Annotated in this window: 23 protein-coding genes; 10 read left to right on the forward strand and 13 right to left on the reverse strand. The window is 70.0% G+C overall.

Going from position 1 to position 20,070, the window contains the following annotated elements; genetic code table 11:
* Nucleotides 1-203 precede the first annotated feature (203 nt).
* On the forward strand, nucleotides 204-644 hold the full coding sequence (locus QSK25_RS00505) for a ClpX C4-type zinc finger protein (protein WP_285630745.1): 441 nt from the start codon (nucleotides 204-206) through the stop codon (nucleotides 642-644).
* Here the strand turns inward: QSK25_RS00505 and QSK25_RS00510 are convergent.
* From QSK25_RS00510 to QSK25_RS00520, 3 genes are read right to left on the reverse strand one after another with little or no spacing between them, the layout of a single operon-like run.
* A complete protein-coding gene (locus tag QSK25_RS00510; protein WP_285630748.1) occupies nucleotides 619-1,059 on the reverse strand; it encodes a response regulator in 441 nt (146 codons plus the stop codon). The two genes, QSK25_RS00505 and QSK25_RS00510, sit on opposite strands and share 26 nt — an antisense overlap.
* Nucleotides 1,052-2,569 (reverse strand): sensor histidine kinase, encoded by a 1,518-nt coding sequence (locus tag QSK25_RS00515; RefSeq protein ID WP_285630751.1) that lies wholly within the window; start codon nucleotides 2,567-2,569, stop codon nucleotides 1,052-1,054. The genes QSK25_RS00510 and QSK25_RS00515 overlap by 8 nt, the downstream gene beginning before the upstream one ends.
* Nucleotides 2,566-3,711, reverse strand: a complete 1,146-nt coding sequence (locus QSK25_RS00520) for a PP2C family protein-serine/threonine phosphatase (RefSeq protein ID WP_285630755.1) — start codon at nucleotides 3,709-3,711, stop codon at nucleotides 2,566-2,568. The genes QSK25_RS00515 and QSK25_RS00520 overlap by 4 nt, the downstream gene beginning before the upstream one ends.
* Before the next feature lie 65 nt (nucleotides 3,712-3,776).
* Between QSK25_RS00520 and QSK25_RS00525 the strand changes: the two genes are divergently transcribed.
* Nucleotides 3,777-4,262: a GNAT family N-acetyltransferase gene (locus QSK25_RS00525; RefSeq protein WP_285632917.1), complete on the forward strand. Its 486-nt coding sequence runs from the start codon at nucleotides 3,777-3,779 to the stop codon at nucleotides 4,260-4,262.
* Here the strand turns inward: QSK25_RS00525 and QSK25_RS00530 are convergent.
* From QSK25_RS00530 to QSK25_RS00545, 4 genes are all read right to left on the reverse strand, one after another.
* Nucleotides 4,197-4,667, reverse strand: a complete 471-nt coding sequence (locus QSK25_RS00530; protein WP_285630758.1) for a YkvA family protein — start codon at nucleotides 4,665-4,667, stop codon at nucleotides 4,197-4,199. The genes QSK25_RS00525 and QSK25_RS00530 overlap by 66 nt on opposite strands.
* A gap of 2 nt (nucleotides 4,668-4,669) precedes the next feature.
* Nucleotides 4,670-5,077, reverse strand: coding sequence for a hypothetical protein (locus tag QSK25_RS00535; protein ID WP_285630761.1), 408 nt, complete (start codon nucleotides 5,075-5,077; stop codon nucleotides 4,670-4,672).
* A gap of 94 nt (nucleotides 5,078-5,171) precedes the next feature.
* On the reverse strand, nucleotides 5,172-5,915 hold the full coding sequence (locus QSK25_RS00540; RefSeq protein WP_285630764.1) for an anti-sigma factor family protein: 744 nt from the start codon (nucleotides 5,913-5,915) through the stop codon (nucleotides 5,172-5,174).
* Nucleotides 5,912-6,481, reverse strand: a complete 570-nt coding sequence (locus QSK25_RS00545) for a sigma-70 family RNA polymerase sigma factor (RefSeq protein WP_030468711.1) — start codon at nucleotides 6,479-6,481, stop codon at nucleotides 5,912-5,914. Before QSK25_RS00545 ends, QSK25_RS00540 begins: the two co-directional genes overlap by 4 nt.
* Before the next feature lie 113 nt (nucleotides 6,482-6,594).
* On the opposite strand from QSK25_RS00545, the gene QSK25_RS00550 reads away from it, so the two are divergent.
* The 4 genes from QSK25_RS00550 (at nucleotide 6,595) to QSK25_RS00565 (ending at nucleotide 10,355) form a co-directional block, all read left to right on the forward strand.
* Nucleotides 6,595-7,194: a COG4315 family predicted lipoprotein gene (locus tag QSK25_RS00550; protein WP_285630773.1), complete on the forward strand. Its 600-nt coding sequence runs from the start codon at nucleotides 6,595-6,597 to the stop codon at nucleotides 7,192-7,194.
* Nucleotides 7,195-7,238: 44 nt separating this feature from the next.
* The gene (locus QSK25_RS00555) at nucleotides 7,239-7,973 is read left to right on the forward strand and encodes a DUF4142 domain-containing protein (RefSeq protein ID WP_285630776.1); all 735 of its coding nucleotides are present in this window, start codon (nucleotides 7,239-7,241) and stop codon (nucleotides 7,971-7,973) included.
* A 178-nt stretch (nucleotides 7,974-8,151) separates the two neighbouring features.
* Entirely contained in the window at nucleotides 8,152-8,979 is an 828-nt protein-coding gene (locus tag QSK25_RS00560) for a 4Fe-4S domain-containing protein (RefSeq protein WP_285630779.1), read from the forward strand.
* Complete coding sequence (locus QSK25_RS00565) at nucleotides 8,976-10,355, forward strand: NAD(P)/FAD-dependent oxidoreductase (RefSeq protein WP_285630782.1); 1,380 nt, start codon at nucleotides 8,976-8,978, stop codon at nucleotides 10,353-10,355. Before QSK25_RS00560 ends, QSK25_RS00565 begins: the two co-directional genes overlap by 4 nt.
* A gap of 209 nt (nucleotides 10,356-10,564) precedes the next feature.
* Here QSK25_RS00565 and QSK25_RS00570 read toward each other — a convergent pair whose 3' ends face one another.
* On the reverse strand, nucleotides 10,565-11,509 hold the full coding sequence (locus QSK25_RS00570; RefSeq protein ID WP_285630785.1) for a beta-ketoacyl-ACP synthase III: 945 nt from the start codon (nucleotides 11,507-11,509) through the stop codon (nucleotides 10,565-10,567).
* Between the two features lie 83 nt (nucleotides 11,510-11,592).
* Between QSK25_RS00570 and QSK25_RS00575 the strand changes: the two genes are divergently transcribed.
* On the forward strand, nucleotides 11,593-12,192 hold the full coding sequence (locus QSK25_RS00575) for a TetR/AcrR family transcriptional regulator (RefSeq protein WP_285630788.1): 600 nt from the start codon (nucleotides 11,593-11,595) through the stop codon (nucleotides 12,190-12,192).
* On the opposite strand, the gene QSK25_RS00580 is transcribed toward QSK25_RS00575, so the two are convergent.
* The 3 genes from QSK25_RS00580 to QSK25_RS00590 are packed head-to-tail and all read right to left on the reverse strand — an operon-like array spanning nucleotide 12,162 to nucleotide 13,916.
* Nucleotides 12,162-12,887: an alpha/beta fold hydrolase gene (locus QSK25_RS00580; protein WP_285630791.1), complete on the reverse strand. Its 726-nt coding sequence runs from the start codon at nucleotides 12,885-12,887 to the stop codon at nucleotides 12,162-12,164. The genes QSK25_RS00575 and QSK25_RS00580 overlap by 31 nt on opposite strands.
* Nucleotides 12,884-13,348: a hypothetical protein gene (locus tag QSK25_RS00585; protein WP_285630794.1), complete on the reverse strand. Its 465-nt coding sequence runs from the start codon at nucleotides 13,346-13,348 to the stop codon at nucleotides 12,884-12,886. The genes QSK25_RS00580 and QSK25_RS00585 overlap by 4 nt, the downstream gene beginning before the upstream one ends.
* 34 nt (nucleotides 13,349-13,382) lie before the next feature.
* The gene (locus QSK25_RS00590) at nucleotides 13,383-13,916 is read right to left on the reverse strand and encodes a TetR/AcrR family transcriptional regulator (RefSeq protein WP_285630797.1); all 534 of its coding nucleotides are present in this window, start codon (nucleotides 13,914-13,916) and stop codon (nucleotides 13,383-13,385) included.
* 111 nt (nucleotides 13,917-14,027) lie between these two features.
* Here QSK25_RS00590 and QSK25_RS00595 point away from each other — a divergent pair, with 111 nt between their 5' ends.
* A complete protein-coding gene (locus QSK25_RS00595) occupies nucleotides 14,028-14,270 on the forward strand; it encodes a hypothetical protein (protein WP_285630800.1) in 243 nt (80 codons plus the stop codon).
* Between the two features lies 1 nt (nucleotide 14,271).
* On the opposite strand, the gene QSK25_RS00600 is transcribed toward QSK25_RS00595, so the two are convergent.
* Complete coding sequence (locus tag QSK25_RS00600; protein ID WP_285630803.1) at nucleotides 14,272-15,897, reverse strand: C39 family peptidase; 1,626 nt, start codon at nucleotides 15,895-15,897, stop codon at nucleotides 14,272-14,274.
* 63 nt (nucleotides 15,898-15,960) lie between these two features.
* Here QSK25_RS00600 and QSK25_RS00605 point away from each other — a divergent pair, with 63 nt between their 5' ends.
* Together QSK25_RS00605 and QSK25_RS00610 are read left to right on the forward strand one after the other, a co-directional pair.
* The gene (locus QSK25_RS00605; RefSeq protein ID WP_285630805.1) at nucleotides 15,961-18,507 is read left to right on the forward strand and encodes an AfsR/SARP family transcriptional regulator; all 2,547 of its coding nucleotides are present in this window, start codon (nucleotides 15,961-15,963) and stop codon (nucleotides 18,505-18,507) included.
* Nucleotides 18,459-18,638, forward strand: a complete 180-nt coding sequence (locus QSK25_RS00610) for a hypothetical protein (RefSeq protein WP_285630808.1) — start codon at nucleotides 18,459-18,461, stop codon at nucleotides 18,636-18,638. Before QSK25_RS00605 ends, QSK25_RS00610 begins: the two co-directional genes overlap by 49 nt.
* 101 nt (nucleotides 18,639-18,739) lie before the next feature.
* Here the strand turns inward: QSK25_RS00610 and QSK25_RS00615 are convergent, their stop codons facing one another.
* The gene (locus QSK25_RS00615) at nucleotides 18,740-20,020 is read right to left on the reverse strand and encodes an FAD-binding oxidoreductase (protein ID WP_285630811.1); all 1,281 of its coding nucleotides are present in this window, start codon (nucleotides 20,018-20,020) and stop codon (nucleotides 18,740-18,742) included.
* Between the last annotated feature and the right edge of the window lie 50 nt (nucleotides 20,021-20,070).

Genomic DNA, 20,070 nt, shown 5'->3' on the forward strand with positions numbered 1-20,070 from the left:
GAGAGGAATTCGAGTTACGTCGTCAGCGTCGCCCGGGCGGGACGGGGATCTGGGCTCCGGTCGTCCCCGAGCCGCGTGAACCGCAGGAGTGGGTCAGGCAGGCCGATGAGGAGCCCGTGATCGTCCGCAGCGTCGACTGAGTCCGTCAAGTACCCCTGGACAGTGTCTAGACCCGATAGACGCGTCTAGCTACCGTAGACGGCATGACTCTGGACGAGGAACTGCTCGCGGCGGCACGGAAGGCGGGCACCGCCTCCGCCGCCGCCCAGAACCAGGCGGACATCGCCAAGGCCGTCTACCACCACAGCGTGCTGAAGCTGCACCGCGCGGGCGGGTCGATGCGCGAGATCGCGGAAGCGTTGCAGATGAGCCACCAGCGCGTGCATCAGATCGTGGAGCAGTCCAAGCGCACCGAACGCTGCTGGTTCTGCGCGCGCAACGCCGACCAGGTCGACAAGATGATGGCCGGGCCGGCGGCGTTGATCTGCGACCTCTGCATCGCCGAAGCCCAGGTCGGGAACGAGGGCACCTGCTCGTTCTGCAGCGAGACCAGGCCGGTGCACACAGGAGCGGACGCGCAGATCTGCCGCTCCTGTCTCGACTTCAGCGCCGCCGTGATCAGCGGGGCAGCTTCACCACGGTGACGAAGAAGTCGTCGATCTGGCGGACGACCTCGATGAACCGGTCGAAGTCCACCGGCTTGGTGACGTAGGCGTTCGCGTACAGGCTGTAGGAGCGCAGGATGTCCTCCTCGGCCTCCGAGGTCGTCAGCACCACGACGGGGATCGACCGGAGCTCGGGGTCGTTCTTCACCTCGCTCAGCACCTCGCGGCCGTCCTTGCGGGGCAGGTTGAGGTCGAGCAGGATCAGGCCGGGCCGCGGCGCGTTCTCGTACTGGCCCTCGCGGCGCAGGAACTCGATCGCCTCCACGCCGTCCTTCACCACGTGCAGCGTGTTGCGGATCTTGTGGTGCTCGAACGCCTCCTGCGTCATCAGGGCGTCGCCGGGGTCGTCCTCGACGAGCAGGACGTCGATCACGGACAGCGGGGCCTCAGGCATGGACTTCCTCAAGTTCAGCGGGCTCGTGGACAACGGGCAGGGTGAACTCGAAAGTCGTACCGGAGTCCACGTCGGTCTTCAGCCAGATGGTGCCGCCGTGGTACTCGACGATCTTCCGGCACATCGCCAGTCCGATCCCGGTACCGGGATACGCGTCCTTGGGGTGCAGGCGCTGGAAGATGACGAAGATCCGGTCAGCGTACTCCGACTCGATCCCGATGCCGTTGTCCCTCACCGTGAACTTCCACATCTCGCCGTCCTTCTGGACGTCGATGGAGATCACCGGTGTCTCGGTGCCGGTGAACTTCAGCGCGTTGCTGATCAGGTTCTGGAACACCGCGCTGAGCAGGGACGCCTCGCCGCGCACCGAGGGCAGGTCGGCGATCTCCAGCCGTGCCCCGGTCTGCTCGATGCGGTCGGAGTAGCTGTCGACCACCTGGCGCACCAGTTCGTTGAGGTCGATGACCGTCTGCTCGCGGGTCAGCCGGCCGACGCGGGAGAACGCCAGCAGGTCGTTGATCAGCACCTGCATCCGCTTGGCGCCGTCGACGGCGAAGTCGATGTACTGGTCGGCGCGCTCGTCGAGCTGGCCGCCGTAGCGCCGTTGCAGCAGCTGGCAGAACGACGCCACCTTGCGCAGCGGTTCCTGCAGGTCGTGCGAGGCGACGTAGGCGAACTGCTCCAGCTCCGAGTTCGACCGCTGCAGTTCGGTCTTCGCCGCGTCGAGCGTCGCGAGCTCCTGCACGATCCGGTGCCGCATCGCGTTGACGTCCTCGCCGAGCTGGACGGTCTCGCGTGGACCCTCCGCGTCGATCTCGTGCTCGAAGTCACCGGACGCCACCTGGCGGGTGTGGGCGGCGAGGTTCGCGAGCGGTGCGATCAGCAGGCGGTGCAGCAGCAGCGAGAGGCCGCCGATCACCGCGACGAGCAGCACGCCCATGCCGATCACGAGCCACAGCACGACGGCCGCCGCGTGGTCGAGGTCGGCGCGGCCCTGGCGGGCGAGACCCGCGATGTCGGACCGCAGTTCCGCCACCTCGCCGCGGAGCTGGTCGAACAGCACCTTGCCGCGCTCGATGTCGCCCGCGACCCCGACCTTCGTGCCGGACAGCTGGATCGCGGTGACGGTGATCTCCGCGTAGTCGGAACGCCACTGGCGGGCCAGGTCCTCGATCCGGCTCACCCGGCCGTTCACGTCGCCGACGAGGTCCCGCACCGCCTTCGCCGCGTCCGCCTCGTTCTTCTGGCCCTCCAGGTACGGCGTGAGGAAGTCCTCCTGGCCGGTGAGGATGAACCCGCGCAGACCGGTCTCCTGGTCCAGCAGCGAGCGGTTCAGGTCGTTCACCCGGCGCCCGGCGGGCTCGATCTCGTCCACCGACCGTGACCGCGCGGAACTCAGCGAGTCCAGCGCGAGGACGGTGGAGGAGATCGCCACGGCGGTCATGGCGAGCAGCACCACGACGATGACGACCAGCAGCCGGCTCGCGGGCAGCCTTTGCGGCAGGTTCACTTTCCGTCCTTCAGCAACAGGATGGCCACGTCGTCGTCGAGCGGCCCGCCGTTCAGCTCGGTCACCTCCGCGATGACCGAGTCCATCCAGCTGGGACCGGCGCGCAGATGTCTGGCGAGGATCTCGCAGAGCCTCTCCACGCCGAGCCGGTCGACGTCGTCGGGTACCCGGCCCTCGATCAGCCCATCCGTGTAGCAGGCGATCGACCAGCCGGACGGCAGCGGCACGTCCACCCCGGTCCAGGCGTAGTCCGGCAGCACGCCGAGCGGCACGCCGATCTTCGACGGCGGCAGGTCCACGATCTGGTCGCCCACCATCATCAACGGCTCGGGGTGCCCGGCGAGGAAGTACCGCGCCGACCGCCGGTCCGGTGCCACCGTGATCATGCACGCCGTGGTGAAGATGCCCTCGCCGTGCCGTTCCGCGACCAGCACCTGGTCGAGCGTCTTCAGCACCTTCTCGGCCGGTTCGCCCGCCAGCACCAGCGCGCGCCACGCGATCCGCAGGCAGACGCCCAGCGCGGCCTCGTCCGGGCCGTGGCCGCAGACGTCGCCGATGATCGCGTGCACGGTGCCGTCCGGCAGGCCGACCGCGTCGTAGAAGTCCCCGCCGAGCAGCATCCGCTGGCCGCCGGGCTGGTAGCGGACCTCGTGGTCCACGTCGGAGTTGCGCAGCAGCGGGGGAGGCAGCAGGCCGCGTTCCAGGCGGGCGCGTTCGGCGGCCAGGAGTTCGACCTCCCGCAACTTGCGCTGGGCGTCCTCGGCGCGGCGGCGTTCGACCGCGTACCGGACGCCGCGCAGCAGCAGTTCGCCGTCGACCTTGCCCTTGATGAGGAAGTCCTCGGCGCCCGCGGCGACCGCGGCGAGGCCCTCGCTGTCGTCGTCGTGACCGGTCAGGACCAGGACCGCGGGCGCGTTCGGCTTGCCCAGCAGGCGGTGCAGGCCGTGGAGCCCGTGGGAGTCGGGTAGTCCCAGGTCGAGCAGCACGCACTCGGCGTCGGAGAGCATCTGTTCCGCCTGCGCGAGTGTTTTCGCGCGCGCCAGGACGAACGGCGCGCTCGCTTCTTCGAGCAGCGCCTCGACGAGCAGGGCGTCGCCGTCGTCGTCCTCGACCAGGAGGACGCGCACTGTCTTGGTTCGCATCGAGTCGGACTTTAACGTTATCGGGCTGCGGGGCTCGCGTCCGACCTACCAGGATGGTGGGCGTGTTGATCCGTCTCGCCCAACCAGCCGAACTGCCGTACCTCCAGCAGATCGAAATCGCGTCCGGAGAACCGTTCCGCGACGCCGGAATGCCCGAAATCGCCGACGACGCCCCGATGTCCCTGGAGGACCTCGGCGCGCACGAGGTGTGGGTCGCCATCGGTGCCGAAGGGGTGCCCGTGGCGTTCATCGCGGTCGGCGACGTCGACGGCGCGACGCACGTCCACCAGGTGAGCGTGCACCCCTCGCACGCTCGCCAGGGGATCGGCGCCGCGCTGATCGAGCACGTCACGCAGGCCGATCGCGCCGTGACGCTCACGACGTTCCGCGACATCCCGTGGAACGCGCCGTACTACGAGCGCCTCGGTTTCCAGACCGTCGTGGACGTCACGCCGGGTCTCGCCCTGATCATGAGCGAGGAGGCCTCACGGGGCCTCGATCCCGCGACCCGTGTCGCCATGAGTCTTCTCCCAGCGCAGGTACGAGCCTGACGCCACCGAGAGACTGCTGAGCAACCACACGAGGACACCCGCGTCGTCGGTCACACCGATCACCGGAAGGAACTCCGGCAGGACGTCGATCGGCGACACGAGGTAGACCAGCGCCACCGCCCACATCACCACCTGGCTGCGCGGCAGTTCGGGGTACTGCCCGCTGCGCCAGGTCTTCCACAGCCGCGGCAACGCCTTCAGCCGTGTGACGGGGTTCCCGACGGGGCCGGGCCCCCGCTGCGCGCGTTTGCGGCGGTTGCGCAGCACTCCCAGGCCCGCGAACACCAGGCCGAGCGGCAGCAGCACCCAGCCGACGACGGCCGGGCTCAGACCGCCGAGCGGGGCGTTGCGGAACACCAGGATGACGAGACCGGACAGCGAGACGAGCGATCCGAAGACGACCATGGCTAACTGGGCTCCTGGAACAGCATCGCGGGCGCCGGTTTGGCCGGCGGCTTCTGTTGCGGTTCTGGCTGCTTGAGCTCGATCACAGGCTCGGGTTCCTCCACCGGAGCCTTTTCAACCACCGGCTTGCGCACCGCCTTCACGGGTGCGGCGACCGGGGTGTCCAGCGCGGCGCGGGCCTTCGAGATCCACACCTTCTGCATGGCCTCGTCCTTGCTGCCCACCGCCGTGGCCGCGAGTCCGGAGAGGACTCCCCTGATCCGCGGGACGAGGGCCGGCTGACGCCGGATCGCCTGCCACACCGCGTGATCACCCGGCAACCGGGAGGACACGAGCCGCGAGACCTGCGCGCGCAGTTCCTCTGTGGACAGATCGAGCCAGCGCTCTACCGCTGACGGGCCAATTGCCACGTGGCCAGCCTTCCCAGAACCTCAGGTGAAACGACAACTGCCCCCACAGGATCTCACGGATCCGGAGGAGGCAGTGGCCTGGTGTGGTGAAACGTCAGGACGCGACGACTTCGAGCAGGGTCTTCCCGTTCTCGTCGACGATCCGGAACGTCGCGATCTCGTGCCAGCGCATGGCGACGTTGGCCGCGAGCTTGATGGTCTTCTTGTCGCCCGCCACGGGTTCCGGGGCGTACCAGGACGTGATCTGGGCGACGCGTCCCGCGCGGCCCACGGCGACGAGCGAACCCCTGCCGGGGCCCGACATGCCGGTGATCTCGATGTCCATCGCGGTGCCGGAGGGCTCGTCGGACGCGATGATCTTCGTGCCGACTCCGCTGGTGGGGTCCTGGTGCTTGACCTCCATCGACGTGTCCTGCGAGTTGTTCGCCACCCGCGTCTGGGACGTCGAGGTACCGGGGTTCTGGGGCGCTGCGGAGTTGGAACCGTCATCGGCGCCGCGCACGACGAGCGTGGTCACGACAGCCGTCACCGCCACGACGCCGGCGGCGGCGGCCGCGACGCCCTGGGCGACGAACCACCGTCGGCGCTTCCTGCGCGCCGCGACGGCGTCGAGCATGACCCGGACCGACTTGCCGTCGGGGCGTTCCGGGGCCGTTCCGCGCAGCATCCCGCCGGCGTCGGCCTCGTCGATGAGGTCCGGCACCACCGCGAAGTCACGCAGGTCAAGAGCACACCGCCGACATTCGGTCAGGTGGTTCTCGAACGCCTCCACCTCATCGGCATCGAGGATGCCGAGCACGTAGGCGGCGACGTCGAGGTGATCTGGTGCCGTTGTCACCGCGTCTCTCCCCGATCGTGCAACGCACGCCGCAACGCACGGAGCGCGTAGTACACCCTCGACTTGACCGTTCCCGGTGGCACACCCAGTGCCGCCGCGGCCTCACCGACGGTGCGGTCCCGCAGATATGTTTCGAGAATAGCCTCCCTGTGTTCCTCGGAGAGACCGTTCATCGCCTCCGCCACGACGATCGCCGCGAGGGTGCGATCCTCTTCGCCGCCGGAGGGCGACTCGTCCGAAGGGGTCAGTTCGAACTCCTGCGGACGGACGCTTCTCTTACGCCTGTCGTCAATGACCAACCGCCTTGCCACCGTGAACAACCACGACCGCAACAGCACCGGGTCACGTTCGAGCTTTTCGGCATTGCGCCATGCCCTGACCAGGGTTTCCTGCACGATGTCCTCGGCCCACTGACGATCATGGCCCGTCAACCGCATGCAGTGACCCAGCAGGGCACTACCGAATTCCTCGTACAGCCGTCGGATCAACTCTTCCTCGAGAGATCCCGGTCTTGGTGATTGTTCGTCTAACTCACGTTGACGTCTATGCCGCGCCACGGGGGACATCCTTGCCTCATCAAGCGCCGGAAGTCGAGAGGCAAATATTCCTCACGAAGTCCGTGAACCGTTGCCGGATCGTGTCCGTACTCCTCGGTACCCCGCCGAGAAAGGACCTGCCGATGCGACGTGGACCAGCCACCACCGCCCTGGCGGCACTGGCTATCTCCCTCACCGCGTGCGGCAGCACCCAGACACCTCCCGGCGGGGAGGCCACTCCTGGCGCCTTGCAGGCGAAACCCGCTGATCTGAGCGGTCACAACAACTACTTCATCGCGAACACCGAGCAGATGGGGTGGTTCGTGATCGACGCAGAGGGCCTGCCCATGTACCGCTACGACAAGGACGTCCCCAAGCCGTCCAAGTCGAACTGCGAGGGCGAGTGCGCGAAGGCGTGGAAGCCGGTGCTGGCGGACAAGACGCCGATGGCCACCGGTGTGGACCCGATCTCCATGGGGGTCCTGACCAGGCCGGACGGCACCAAGCAGCTCACCATCCAGGGCTGGCCGCAGTACACCTACGCCGAGGACAAGGTCGCCGGCGACATGAAGGGCCAGGCCAAGGGCGGCGTGTGGTGGGTCACCGCGCCCAACGGCGCCAAGATCACCGGCGGCAAGGCCCAGAACAACAGCAAGAGCAGCAGTACGCCGAGCACGCCCCCCAAGTCGGGAACGGCGCAGACGCCGCAGTCCGCGCCGCCCCCGGCAGCACCCGGCTACTGAGCCCGCTGCTCAGCCGCAATTGATTCATCCCCTATCGACTTCCTTTGGACAACGAGGACGACAAGACGATGACCAGAGCCCTCGCCACCGTCTTTGCGATGTTGTTCCTCTTCTCCGGTCTGACCGCCACGGCTGCCGCGCAGCCCGCGGACACCGGGGGAGTGATGGACACGCCGTCGGGGCCGTTGACGGCGAACGACCGCGAGCTGCTGAACAGGGTGCGCCTCGCAGGCCTGTGGGAGATGCCCATGGGCGAGCTCACGGCCACCAAGGCGTCCAACGCCAGGGTCAAGCAGATCGGCAAGATGATCATGCTCGACCACATGATGCTGGACTCGCTGACGAAGAAGACGGCCGCCGGCTTCGGGCTCACCACGCCCGACGTGCCGAACCCGACGCAGCAGTCGTGGATGGAAGAGATCAACGCGCTCGAAGGCGACGCGTTCGACCAGGCGTTCATCTCCCGGTTGCGGGCCGCGCACGGCCAGATCTTCCCCTTCATCGCGAAGGTGCGCTCGGGTACCCGCAACGACGTCATCCGCGGGTTCGCCCAGGCCGGCATCGACGTGGTGATGAAGCACATGACGTTGCTGGAGAGCTCGGGCATCGCGGGTGACGCGGCGTTCGCCGAACCGCAGCCCGCCGGCGGCATCATCAACGCGACCCTGGCCTCCAACGAGGGGCCGAACATGTGGGTGATCATCACGGTCACCGCCGCGGGAGCCGTGCTCACGGTGCTCCTGCTCCGAGTGCTCCGCCCGCGACGCGCGGTGCGGTGAGTCTGCAAGACCCCGTTGTGTGACGGGAAACGGAGGTGGTGTCCCAAGGTCAGAGGCACTCCAACGCGGACCTGTTCCCACCCGCCCGGACCTGATGTGTCCACTCCTGCACGACAGGACCGGGCGGGTTCCCGCGAGGTAGTTCCCCCAACTGAGAGCTTTTCCGGAGGAAGAGTTGTTGTCGAGCCAGATTCCGCTCCTGGTGGCCCAGTCAGCCGAGTTCGACTCGGGTGTCAAGAAGATGGCCCAGATCTCCGCCAGGCTGGCTTACGTCCTGATGTGCGCCACCTTGTCCTGGGGCGTGCTGATCGCGACCGGATGGGCCGAGAAGCTCACCGGCCGTGAAGGCTTGAAGAACGGGCACATGGTGCTCGCGTCCCTGGCGATCGCGTTCGGCTGCATCCACGCGTTCGCCTTCACGCTGATCCAGACCGGCACCTTCAGCTTCGTGAAGCTGGTGCTGCCGTTCGTCGACGGCGGCCTGTTCCGGCACGCGCTGGGCATCCTCGGCCTGGAGGTCATGCTCGCGATCGCCGTCCTCGCCTCGATGAGGCACAAAGTCTTCTACCGCAAGTGGTTGCGGTTCCATCAAACGGCGTACATCGCGGTGGGCATCACCGTGGTGCACTCCTGGTTCGGCGCCATCGCCAACGGCAACCTGTCCGTGCTCTGGCTGGGCGGCCTGACCGTCCTCGTGCCCACCGCGACCCTGGCCCTGGCCCGGTTCCTGCCCCCCGAGGTGCTGATGCGCATCGGCATGCTCGAGTCCGAGCGCGGCAAGGAACCCGGTGTCGGCGAGGGCGACGCGATGGACGTGAGCGTCAACAACGAGAAATGCCATCGCTACGGCACCTGCCAGGCGGAGGCGCCCGACGTCTTCCAGCTGATCGAAGACAACCGCCTGACCTACAACCGCAGGCCGCCTGAGGAGCACTTCGCCCAGGCCCGTGCGGCACAGCGCGCGTGTCCGATGCGCGCGATCGAGATCAGGGAGCGAGTGAAGTGAGCGAACGGATCGTGGTCGTCGGCGGCGGGCTCGGTGGAGTCCGTTCCGCGGAACGGCTGCGGGAGATGGGTTTCGACGGGCAGATCACCATCCTGTCCGCCGAGCGGCACCTCCCGTACCACCGCCCGTGCCTGTCGAAGCAGATCATCACCGGTGAGTGGACCCCGGACGACTCGTTGCTGTCGTTCTCGGGGGACCTCGACGCCGAGTGGCGGCTGAACTCCCCGGCCCTGCACCTGGACCCGAAGAAGCAGTCGGTCTGGGTGCCGGGAGGCGAGGAGATCAAGTACGACGGCATGATCATCGCGACGGGCGTGGACGCCCGGGCGATGGGCGGGGCTCCGCGCCACGACCCGCGGGTGCACGTGCTGCGGACGTTGGACGACGCGGTCGCGATCCGCAAGAACATCCGGCAGTCGCAGGGACTCGTCGCCGTCATCGGCGGTGGTTTCATCGGCTGCGAGCTCGCGTGTTCCGTTCGTCACATGGGACGCGACGTCGCTCTGATCGTCCGCTCGCCCGCCCTGCTGGGCGGCGTCGTGGGCGACGACATCGGCAAGAAGATCACCGAGGCGCACGTCGAGCACGGCGTGCGGCTGGCCACCGGCGTCGGCATCAAGCACTGGGTGCGCCAGCCCGGCGGCATCGGCATCCACCTGTCGGACGGCCAGGTCTTCTTCGCCTCGTGCGTGGTGCTGGCCGTCGGCGCCTCGCCGGCCGTCGACTGGTTGCGGGGCTCCGGCCTCGACATCTCCGACGGCGTGCTGTGCGACTCGACCAACCACGTCGTCGGCGCCGAGAACCTCGTCGCCTGCGGTGACGTGGCGCGCTGGCCCAACATGCGCTTCAACGGCGTCGTCCGCCGCGTCGAGCACTGGCTCAACGCGGTCGAAGGTGGCCGGGCGGCGGCCGAGAACCTGTTGGTGGGGCGCAACCACGCCAAGACCTACACGCCCGTTCCCCGTTTCTGGACCGAGCAGTACGGCATGCGCGTCCAGGGGGCCGGCCTGCCCGTGCTGGGCACCGACACCACCGACGTGAACGGCCTCACCGGCTTCATCGCGAACGGCAAGCTCGTCGGCATCGTCGGTCTCGAAGAACCCGGCAAGATCATCACCGAGACGCCGGAACTGTTCCGGCAGAACCAGGTCGAGACGAACGTTCCCGTGTGGACGCAGCCGGAAGAGCCTGCCGCCGCTGCCGAGCCGGAGGTTCTCCCGACGGCCATGCTCCCGGTTCCCGAACCGGTCGCCGCCCTCGCATCATCCGTTCCCCCGTCCGTCTCGTCGTCGATGTCCCCGCCATTGCAGCGGCGGAGGCATTCACGCTCGAGGCCGGAGATGGTGCGCTCGGGCGGAGGACGCGCGAGGCCCTAACCAGGTGTGGAGGTCCAGGCGGCCGGTACAGGGCAAGCGGGAACGGCGAACTCCGACGTCGCCCGCGTGGCCAGGTGGCGGACCGATGACGTCACGCGGCGATGCGCTCGTTCCCGCGCCGGCAGCCTGAACTTCCCTCTCGTGCGTCACCAGCGGTGTGGCGGCTCGGCGGGCTCCCGAGCCGCCACACCGGCCTTTTCAGAGGCTTCTCACGGCGCGGTGATGACCTGGCCCGCCCAGGACAGCCCGCCGCCGAAGGCGAACAGCAGCACGGGCTTACCCGACGGCAGTTCGCCGCGTTCGGCCATCTTGGACAGTGCGAGCGGCACCGACGCGGCCGAGGTGTTGCCGGACTCCACGACGTCTCGCCCGACGACCACGCTCTCGGGCAACCCCATGCGCTTCGTCAGCGCCTCGATGATCCGCAGGTTCGCCTGGTGCGTCACGACGGCGGCGAGGTCGCCCACCGCGATGCCGGCGCGTTCGCAGGCCTGGACCGCGACGGCCGGGAGTTCGCTGGTGGCCCAGCGGAACACCGACTGGCCCTCCTGCTCGAACCTCGGCTGCCACTCGTTGACCAGCCGCACGGCGTTGGACCTGCTGGGGTCCGAACCCCAGACCGCGGGGCCGATCCGGGCCTCGTCGGACGCGCTCACGACCGCGGCGCCCGCGCCGTCGCCCAGCAGGATGCAGGAGGAGCGGTCGGTCCAGTCGACCAGGTCCGACATCTTCTCCGCGCCGATCACCAGCGCGTGCCGCGCGGCACCCGCGCGCACGGTGTGGTCGGCGGTGGCGAGCGCCGTGCAGAAGCCGGCGCAGGCGTTGTTGAGGTCGAAGACGACGGCCGACGGGATGGCGAGGCGCGCCGCGACCTGGGCCGCCGTGGACGGGCTGCGGTCGATCGCCGAGCAGGTGGCGACGATGACCTGGCCGATGTCGGACGGCGCGAGGCCCGAGGCCTTGAGCGCGTTGGCGCCCGCCTCGGTGGCCATGTCGGCGACCGTCTCCTTCTCGGCGGCGATCCGGCGGGTGGCGATGCCGGTGCGCTGGAGGATCCACTCGTCGTCGGTGTCGACCATCTTCTCCAGGTCGGCGTTGGTCAGCACCCGTTCGGGCTGGTAGTGGCCTAGCGCGACGACACGGGATCCGGACACGGTGAACTCTCCTCCAGGACGGGCGACGCGGCGAATATAGCAACCGATCGGTCGGTAGCTAAAGGTCCTCGTAAGCTACCGGGATGAGCCCGCGCCGTTCTGTCGCCGACACCCTCGAGACGCGGCAGCGCATCCTCGACCACAGCCTCGCGATCGCCTCGGCGGAAGGCCTCGAAGGACTCACGATCGGCCGGCTCGCCACCGAGCTGGAGATGAGCAAGGCGGGCCTGCTCGGCCACTTCGGCACCAAGGAGGCCCTGCAACTCGCCGTCGTCGACCAGGCCGCCGCGGTGTTCCTGCGCGAGGTGCCCGGCAAGGTCGAGCAGATGCCGTCCGGCCTGCCGCGCCTGCGCGCCGTCTGCGAGGCGTGGGTGTCCTACCTCGAACGCAACGTGCTGCCCGGCGGCTGCTTCTTCACCGCGGCCACCACCGAGTTCGACGGACGCAGCGGCCGCGTGCGCGACGCCCTCGCCGGCATGAACGCCCTGTGGCGCCGCGACCTCCGCATCCACATCCGCCGCGCCGTCAGCGACGACGACCTGCCCCGCTCGACCGACGTCGAACAGCTGATCTTCGAGCTGCTCGGCATCATGCTGGCGCTCAACCACTTCCTTCAGCTGGAGCACGACAACGCCGCGCCCGCCCGAGCCCGTCAGGCGCTGAAGCGGTTGCTCACGAACTGATTCACGATCGTCGCGACCTCCGCCGGCTTCTCGGTGACCAGCCCGTGCGTCGCGTCGATCTCGTGCACCACGACGTTCGCCGGCACGTCCCGGCGCACCCCCGCGCGGTGCGCCTCGGACAACGGCAGCAGAGCTGGCGGCACCGGCAGGTCGCGCGCGGCGAGCACCAGCAGGAACGGCACGGTCACCTCGGCGAACACCGGCAGCGCGTCCACCAGCTCCGGCGAAGTCCGCAGCACGTCGAGAATCCTGCGCGACGGCCGGGTGATCGTCTCCAGCTGCGCGTCGAAGAGCGCGTTCAACTCGGCCAGGCTCCGCGTCACCTCCTCGGCGGCCAGCCCGGGGTAGTTCTCCGGATGCGTTGTGGCGGAACGATGTCCGTCCAGGCTGATCGCCGCCGGGCACGCCGGGTGACGCACCGCCCACAGCCCGGCGCGCACGCCGCCCAGCGAGTGACCGACCACCACGGGCTCGCCGAGTCCGAAGTGGACGACGGTCTCGCCGAGGTCGTCGAGCACCGCCTCCCAGTCCCAGTCGCCGTCGGGCGACTCGCCGTGCCCCCGGAGGTCGACCGCGACCGCGCGTCCGTCCAGCTCCGGCGCGAGCGCGGCCCAGTTCGAGCGGTCGCCGCCCAGCCCGTGCAGGAGCAGGTGCGGCGTGCCTTCGCCGCCGAAATCGGTCGCCGCCAGCTTCACCGGTCTCTCCTCAGTCCTAGCCGTGCCTGGATGGAGTCGACGGCCACCCCGCCGTCCGGATGCCGCTGCAACTTGTGGCGGTTCACGAGGTCGTGCACGCCTTGGCGGGTGATGCCGAGCATCGCGCCCGCCACCCCGAACGACACGCCCTCCTTGCTGGGATGGCCGACCCGGCGTGCGCAGACCCGTCCCAGGGGCGTCGCCCACCACTCCTCGGGCGGGTCGAACGGCTCGTCGCCGGGGTGGAGCACGGCGATCAGCCGCACGGCCACCTGCCGCGCCACCGCGTCGCGTGGCCCGAGGAGCTGGGCGGCCCACATGTCGGCGTCCGCGCGGACGGACAGCCGCAGGCCGTCGAGGTCGGCTTGCGGCAGCAGGATTTCCAGCGGGTCGAGGAGCCGGCTCGTGACGAGCCGGATCAGGTCGTCCCGCAGATCGACGTGTTCCGAGAGGGTCGGCACTTGACAGACGATAGCAAGTACTTGACGCCTGGCGTCAAGTAGTGAGCGCCGACTTCAGCACGTGTGACAGGACCGCTCGTGCGTCCGTGCCGGTCAGGAACGACCCTCGTAGCGCCAACCCGATCCCCACCGCCCCGAGCAGCACGACCACCTGCCGCACCGGCAGCGCGGGCGTGAGCCCCAGCCGTGCCACGTGTTCCTCCAGCACCGCGACCACCTGAGAGTCGTGCTGCTCCTGCACGGCGGCGATCTGAGCCGAGATCTCCGGCTGGGCGGCGGTGGCGGCGAGAACCTCCGCCGCCACCGCCGCCCACTTCGCCGCCTCCGCGTCCGCCACCCCGCTCAGCACCGCGACCAACTCGTCCGCCGACGAGGTCCGGGAGAGCGCGGCACGCAACCCCTCCAGGTGCGTTCCGGCGTCGGCCGACACGACGGCGAGCCACAGCCCTTCCTTGCCCCCGAAGTGCTTGTAGACCGCGCCCCGCGTGTACCCGGCCTCGGCGGCGATCTCCTCGACCGTGGCCGCCAGAAAGCCACGCCGCAGAAACACCAGCCGCCCGGCAGTCAACAGTTCAGCATGGGTCCGCGCCTGCGTCTCGGCTCTGGTCAACCGCACGGCAACCCCATCTCGGTAACACGGTGTTTCTGGAAACGCAGTGTCACTGTACGGTGGAGGACCATGGACCTCCTGGCAGGCCTCGCCGCGGTGCTGAGCCTGCCGCTCACCCTCGCCGCGTTCACCTGGTACGCGCGCAGAGCCCGCCGCACCGGCAGTGGCCAGTCGCTGATGGCGCCGTTCGAGGAGATCTGGGACCCGGTGGCGCACCGCACGCACGTCGAGGTGCACGCGGAAGCACAACGCACGCCCGAAACGCCGGCACCGGGCGACCCTCCGGAGGAGGAGTCGCCCGGCAAGGCGTGAATCAGGCGGCCCACATCTGGACGGGCGCGATGTAGTTCCAGCTGTAGAGCTGGTTCGCGCCGTCGTAGCTGCCGTCCGTGCCGGCGCCGTAGGTGTCGTGGACGTAGAACTGGCCGTTGTCGTGGTAGCCGATCACCACGGACAGGTGGCCTGCGGTCGAGCCCCAGGTGCCGCTCATGATGACGAACTTGCCCTGGTCGAGGAACGCGCGGACCTGCGCCGGGGTGAAGTTGCCCTGCTGGACGGCGGCGCCGTTGCGGGCCAGGAAGTCGCGCTCGGACTCCCAGGAGGCGCAGGGACGGGCCGGGTTGCCGCCGCAGTAGTAGCCGGTGATCCAGCCGTGCGCGCCCTTCCACGCCCCGGTGCGGCCCCAGTCGGCCATCGTGCGGTTGAAGGTGGTGCCGCGGTTGGAGAACTCGTCGGTGATGTAGCGGCCCCACTTCGAGTAGTGCGAGAACGGCTGGGACACCTGGACGCCGTACTCGTTGGGCAGCTGGTAGGTCACGAGGTCGATCACCGCGCTGGTCGGGCCGCAGGACGAGTTGCCGTTGAAGTCGTTGCGGGTGTCCCAGAGCTGGTGGATGTACTCGGCGCGGTTCAGCCGGCCCATCGTGGTCACCTGGCCGCCGTCCAACGACGAGGCCTTGAGCCCGGAAGCCTTCACGTAGCCACGCGCCGGGCTGCCGATCACGGCCTCGGCGCCGTCGAAGCCCGTCAGCGCGTAGTTGAACGACAGGCCCTCGGTGACCCGGGAGGCCTTTTGCGTGGCCAGGTCCTGCACGTAGACACCGTTGAACGCCGAGAACTGGTCAGGCCCGAGCGTCTTGTCCGACACGCAGCCCATGACCTCGTACGCGACGCGGGCGCCGTCGGTGCTCCACACCGCGCTGCGGTAGTGGTGCTTCGTCTGGCCGATCAGCGACGTGACCTCGCCGTTCTCCGACGCCAGCCCGAGCCACTGCGGTTCGGCGCCGCCGCACCGGTAGATCTCGTTGTGCTTGATGAAGCTGACGTGCCGCTTGCCCTCGACGTCGACCAGTTTGAAGTCGCGGTACAAAGCCTCGTCACCAGAACTGATGAGCGGCTTCGCGGCGCCCGACTTCAGGTCGAACCGCACCAGCGAGCCCACGAACGTGCTGTCGTCGGCCACGTCCGGGTGCTCGACGGCGAGCAGGCCCGTGCCGTCGGTGGTGAAGCCGAGCAACGACGGCGAACGCCCCTTGAGCTTGCCCGCGACGACGCCGTCCACCACCACGTTCTCGCCGTCGGCGTAGGCGAGCGTCGCACCGTGGAACACGGCCGACGTGATCGCCCCACGTGCGATGAACCGCTTCTTGCCGTAGCGGTCGACGGTGTGCAGCGAGCCACCGCTCGTACCGTCGAAGTCTGAGATCACAGCCGCATAGGCGCCATCGGCAGAAGACGTCGAACGGACTGTGTAGGCGGGATCGCTGACAGCGAAAGAGGCTCTCGCCACGCCGCCGACGACCACGTCGTAGCCGGAGCCCGAGCGGACGGCGTGCGACTGGGCGGGACTGGAGGAGTAGGGCTCGACGCCCTGGGCGGGGGACACCGCGGCGGCCACCGCGCCGAGTGCCAGCACCAGGGCCAGTGAGGTTTTCGTCATGGTGCAAACGTCCTGGCGCGTGGCATGCGTCCGGTATGCGGTTGGTGGTTACGATCGGGAGTTGTGGAGTTCCGGGTGCTCGGGCCGGTCGAGTGTTACGCCGACGACGGCGTGCGGCTGGGCCTTGGGCCGCCCAAGCAGCGAGCGGTGCTCGCGTTGCTCCTCGCGCAACCGGGCCGGGTGCTGTCGGTCGACCGGCTGATCAGCGTGCTGTGGGACGACGCCCCGCCCAAGACGGCGTTGAAGAACCTCCAGGTCTACGTCTACCAGCTGCGCAAGATCGTGGGCTCGCGGCTGCTCTCGCGCGCCCCCGGCTACCTGATGTCGATCGACCCGGCCGAGCTCGACCTGACCCGCTTCACCGAGTTGCTCGAGGTGGCCCGCCGCGAACGCACGCCGCAGGCCTACCGCGAGGCGCTCGCGTTGTGGCGCGGTCCCGCCCTCGCCGACCTGAGCGCGTCCGGGCTGCTGCGCGGGGTCGTGGCGCAGCTCGAGGAACTCCGGCTCGCCGCCCGCGTCGAGTGCGCCGAGGCCGAGCTGGACCTCGGCCGGCACGTCGAGATCAGCGCGGACCTCACCGAGTGGGTGCGCGAACACCCGTTGCACGAACGCCTGCGGGAACTGCAGATGGTCGCGCTGCACCGCGCGGGCCGGGCGGCCGAGGCGCTCGCCGCCTACCAGGAGTGCCGGCGCGTCCTGCAGGACGAGCTCGGCGTCGAGCCGGGGGAGTCGCTGCGGCGCCTGCAGGCCGAGATCCTGCGGGCGAAACCCGTTGGGGCGGCGGCGATCCGGCAGTTGCCCCCGGACGTCGTCACGTTCGCGGGCCGCTCGCGCGAGCTCACCCTGATCAAGAACCAGCTCCGCCAGGACCGGGTCGCGGTGTGCGTGATCACCGGCCAGGCGGGCATCGGCAAGTCGGCGCTGGCGGTGCGGGCGGCGCACGAGATCGCGGCCCGCTTCCCCGACGGCCAGCTCTACGCCGACCTGTCCGACGGCGCGTCCGAGCGGGTGCTGAGCCAGTTCCTCCGTGCGCTCGGCGAACGTCCCGGCGACGAGGAGGCCCTGCGCTACCGCTCGCTCACCGCGTCCCGCCGCCTGCTCGTGGTGCTGGACAACGTCGCCACCGCGGGCCAGGTCAAACGCCTGCTGCCGACCGGCCCCGGCTCGGCGGTGCTGATCACCTCGCGCCGCCCGCTGACGGCGTTGCACGGTGCCTCGTACGTCAAACTCGGTGCCCTGCAACTGGAAGACGCCTACCGCCTGCTGGAGGGTGTTGCCGGTCGGGTCGAGGACGCCGCCGACCTCGTGCGCTGGTGCGGCGGTCTGCCCCTGGCGCTGCGCATCGCCGGAGCCCGGCTCGCCGCCCGTCCACAGTGGACGGCCCCGTTGCTCGCGACCCGGCTGGCCGACGAGACCCGCCGCCTCGACGAGCTGCGGCTGGGCGACGTCGCGGTCCGCTCGGCGTTCGAGGTCAGCTACGCCGAACTCGGATCCGCCGACGTGGCCAGGGTCTTCCGCCTGCTCGGGCTGCTCGACGGCCCGGACTTCGCGGTCGCCGCCGCCCGCGCCCTGACCGACGTGCCGGACGTCGAGGAACTCCTCGCCGAACTCGCCGACGCGCACCTGGTCGAGGAACCGGTGCCGGGCCGGTACGCCCTGCACGACCTGCTGCGCCTGTTCGCCCGCGAACGCTGCCGCGCCACCGAGACGTCCGGGGAACGCACCCTCGCCCTGGAACGTCTGCACAAGCACTACCTGGAAGCGCTGGCGGACAACCCGACCGACCTCTGGCTGGCCGAGGAACGCGACAACCTCCTGGCCGCCGCCCACCAGGCCTCGCCGGCGGGGGCGATCGCGTTCGCCGAGGGCCTGTCCTGGTACTTCCGCCGCCGCTCGGAGGTCACGGACTGGACGGCGCTGAACACCCTGGCGCTGGAAGCCGCCCGCACGCTGGGCGACCTGCGGGCGGAAGCGCTGGCGCTGAAGGAACTCGGTGCGGCCTGCGAGCGGGGCTTCAGGTTCACCGAGGCCCAGCAGCACTGGACGGCCGCCCTGGAGCTGGCCCGCGCCCTGCACGACCGCCAGCTGGAAGCCGTGACGCTCAACAACCTCGGCATAGCCCACTGGCGCCGCCGCGACCTGCCCGCCGCCCTGACGTCGCTGGAGGCGTCGCTGACGTTGCGCGAGGAGCTGGACGACGCCCAGGGCGCGGCCTACGTGCGCACCAACCTCGGCCTCGTGCACGCGGCGCGCGGGGACCTCCCGGCCGCGCTGGTCTGCTACGAGGAGACGCTGACGACGTTGCGGGCGTGCGGCGACAGGCCGGGGGAGCTGCACGCGCTGGCGAACATGGCCGACGCGCACCGCCAGCTCGGGTCCCTTCCCCAGGCGCTGGAGCTGGCGGACGAGGCGTTGCGGCTGGCCCGGTCGGTGGGGGACCGGCAGATCGAGGCGGGGGTGCTGCTGGACCGGGGGATCGTGCACGAGCTGGCCGGGCGGGTGCAGGACGCCAAGGCCTCCTACGGGGAGGCCGTGGAGTTGTCGCGCCGGATCGGGTTCCGGTGGGGGGAAACGGAAGCGGCGCGGCGACTGGAGGGGCTGGACGGCTGAGCGAGCTGGGCGGGCTGGGCGGGCTGGGCGGGCTGAGCGGCTGGGCGGCTGGGCGGGCTGGGCGGCTGGGCGGGCTGGGCGGGCTGGGCGGGCTGGGCGGCTGGGCGGGCTGGGCGGGCTGGGCGGGCTGAGCGGCTGGGCGGGCTGGGCGAGTTGAGCGGGTTGGGTGGGCTGAGCTGCTGAGCGGACTGAGCGGCACCCCGCCGGGCCGAGTGCCTACCCGGCCGAGTACCTACCCGGCCGAGTACCTACCGGCCGAGTACCTGCTCGGCGCGAACACCCCGTCCGGGTCCAGCGCCAGCCCGATCCGCGCCTGCAAGCCGGTCGGCTCCCCGGGCCGGTCCACGTCCAGCCGGTGCGCCGGAAACCCCTGTGCCGCAAACGCTTCCCTCATCCGCCCCAAAGCCGCACGCGCCTCCGTCACGGCACCGGCGTCGTGCGCCGGGAACGCGAGGGCGATCACGTGGTCGACGGTGTCGAAGTCGTGCACGTTCACCGTGACCGCCGGAGTCGTGGCGCAGCAGTCGCGGATCAGCTTCTCCGTCACCGCCAGCGCCGCACCCGAGAACGGCACCACCGGCAGGAACATCAGCATCCCCACCTCGGCGTCGAGCCGGTCGGCCGGGCAGCCCCTCGTCCGCCGCACGAACCAGGTGTCGGCCGGATCGGGGTCGCCCGCGTACGTCCCCAGCACCGCCGCGTCCACGGCGGGCCCCTCCACCAACGGCGAATCCGCTGCCGCGCCACGAAGAACAGAGCTGAGCGCCTCCACGACCTCGCCCGCGCCGCTCAGGCACACGTGCGCCAGGTAGCCGTCGAACTGGGCGGCCACCGGGTTGTAGAGCTTGGTGGTCGGCGGGATCAGGCGCTGCGCCGTCCACTCGCGCAGGGCGTCGACGGCGTCGGCGAGGTCGTCGCCTGCGAAGGTGAACGGCAGCACCCGGACCTCCTCCGGGCGCGGCAGCAGCCGGACGACGGCGGCGGTGACGACACCGAACGCCGACTGCGTGAACAGGTGGGTGAGCGACGGGCCGAGGCCGTGCGGGCGGGGCGTCGCGGACGTTCCCGGCCACCAGCCGACGTGCTCCACGGTGCCGTCGGCCAGCACGACCTCCAGGCCCACCAGGTCCTCGGTGCGGGAGCGGTGGACGCCGAAGCCGCGTTCCAGGGCGTTGCCGATCACGCTGGTGTGCATCGAGGACGTGGTGAGGTTGAAGATCCTCGGCTTGCCCCGCAACGACTCCGCCAGTGCGCCCTGCGTCACGCCCGGCTCGATCACGGCGTAGCCGCGGTCGACGTCGAGCGCGCGCACCCGGTCGAGGCCCGACAGGTCGAGCACCACGGCGCCGTCGTGCACCGGCAGACCCGAGCCCAGGCCCCAGTTGTGGCCCTTGCTGAACGGGTGCAGCGACCGGCCGGAGCGGACGACGTCCACGACCTCGCCGACGCTGGAGGGCCGGAGGACGTCGGTGATCACGCGCGGGCGGAAGGCGGCGGGCTGCTCGATGGACACGTCGCGCACGATAGGTCGGCCGCAAGCCGGAAACGCCCGCACGCGCGCAG

The organism is Lentzea sp. NBRC 102530, assembly GCF_030269365.1.
In the GTDB taxonomy this organism is placed as follows: domain Bacteria; phylum Actinomycetota; class Actinomycetes; order Mycobacteriales; family Pseudonocardiaceae; genus Lentzea.

What these genes read in the sequence shown, in the direction of transcription:
- QSK25_RS00575 (WP_285630788.1), top strand. Translation starts at nt 11,593, where the DNA reads ATGAGCCCGCGCCGTTCTGTCGCCGACACCCTCGAGACGCGGCAGCGC.
- QSK25_RS00595 (WP_285630800.1), top strand. Translation starts at nt 14,028, where the DNA reads ATGGACCTCCTGGCAGGCCTCGCCGCGGTGCTGAGCCTGCCGCTCACC.
- QSK25_RS00520 (WP_285630755.1), bottom strand. Translation starts at nt 3,711, where the DNA reads ATGCGAACCAAGACAGTGCGCGTCCTCCTGGTCGAGGACGACGACGGC.
- QSK25_RS00505 (WP_285630745.1), top strand. Translation starts at nt 204, where the DNA reads ATGACTCTGGACGAGGAACTGCTCGCGGCGGCACGGAAGGCGGGCACC.
- QSK25_RS00510 (WP_285630748.1), bottom strand. Translation starts at nt 1,059, where the DNA reads ATGCCTGAGGCCCCGCTGTCCGTGATCGACGTCCTGCTCGTCGAGGAC.
- QSK25_RS00545 (WP_030468711.1), bottom strand. Translation starts at nt 6,481, where the DNA reads ATGTCCCCCGTGGCGCGGCATAGACGTCAACGTGAGTTAGACGAACAA.
- QSK25_RS00530 (WP_285630758.1), bottom strand. Translation starts at nt 4,667, where the DNA reads ATGGTCGTCTTCGGATCGCTCGTCTCGCTGTCCGGTCTCGTCATCCTG.
- QSK25_RS00550 (WP_285630773.1), top strand. Translation starts at nt 6,595, where the DNA reads ATGCGACGTGGACCAGCCACCACCGCCCTGGCGGCACTGGCTATCTCC.
- QSK25_RS00600 (WP_285630803.1), bottom strand. Translation starts at nt 15,897, where the DNA reads ATGACGAAAACCTCACTGGCCCTGGTGCTGGCACTCGGCGCGGTGGCC.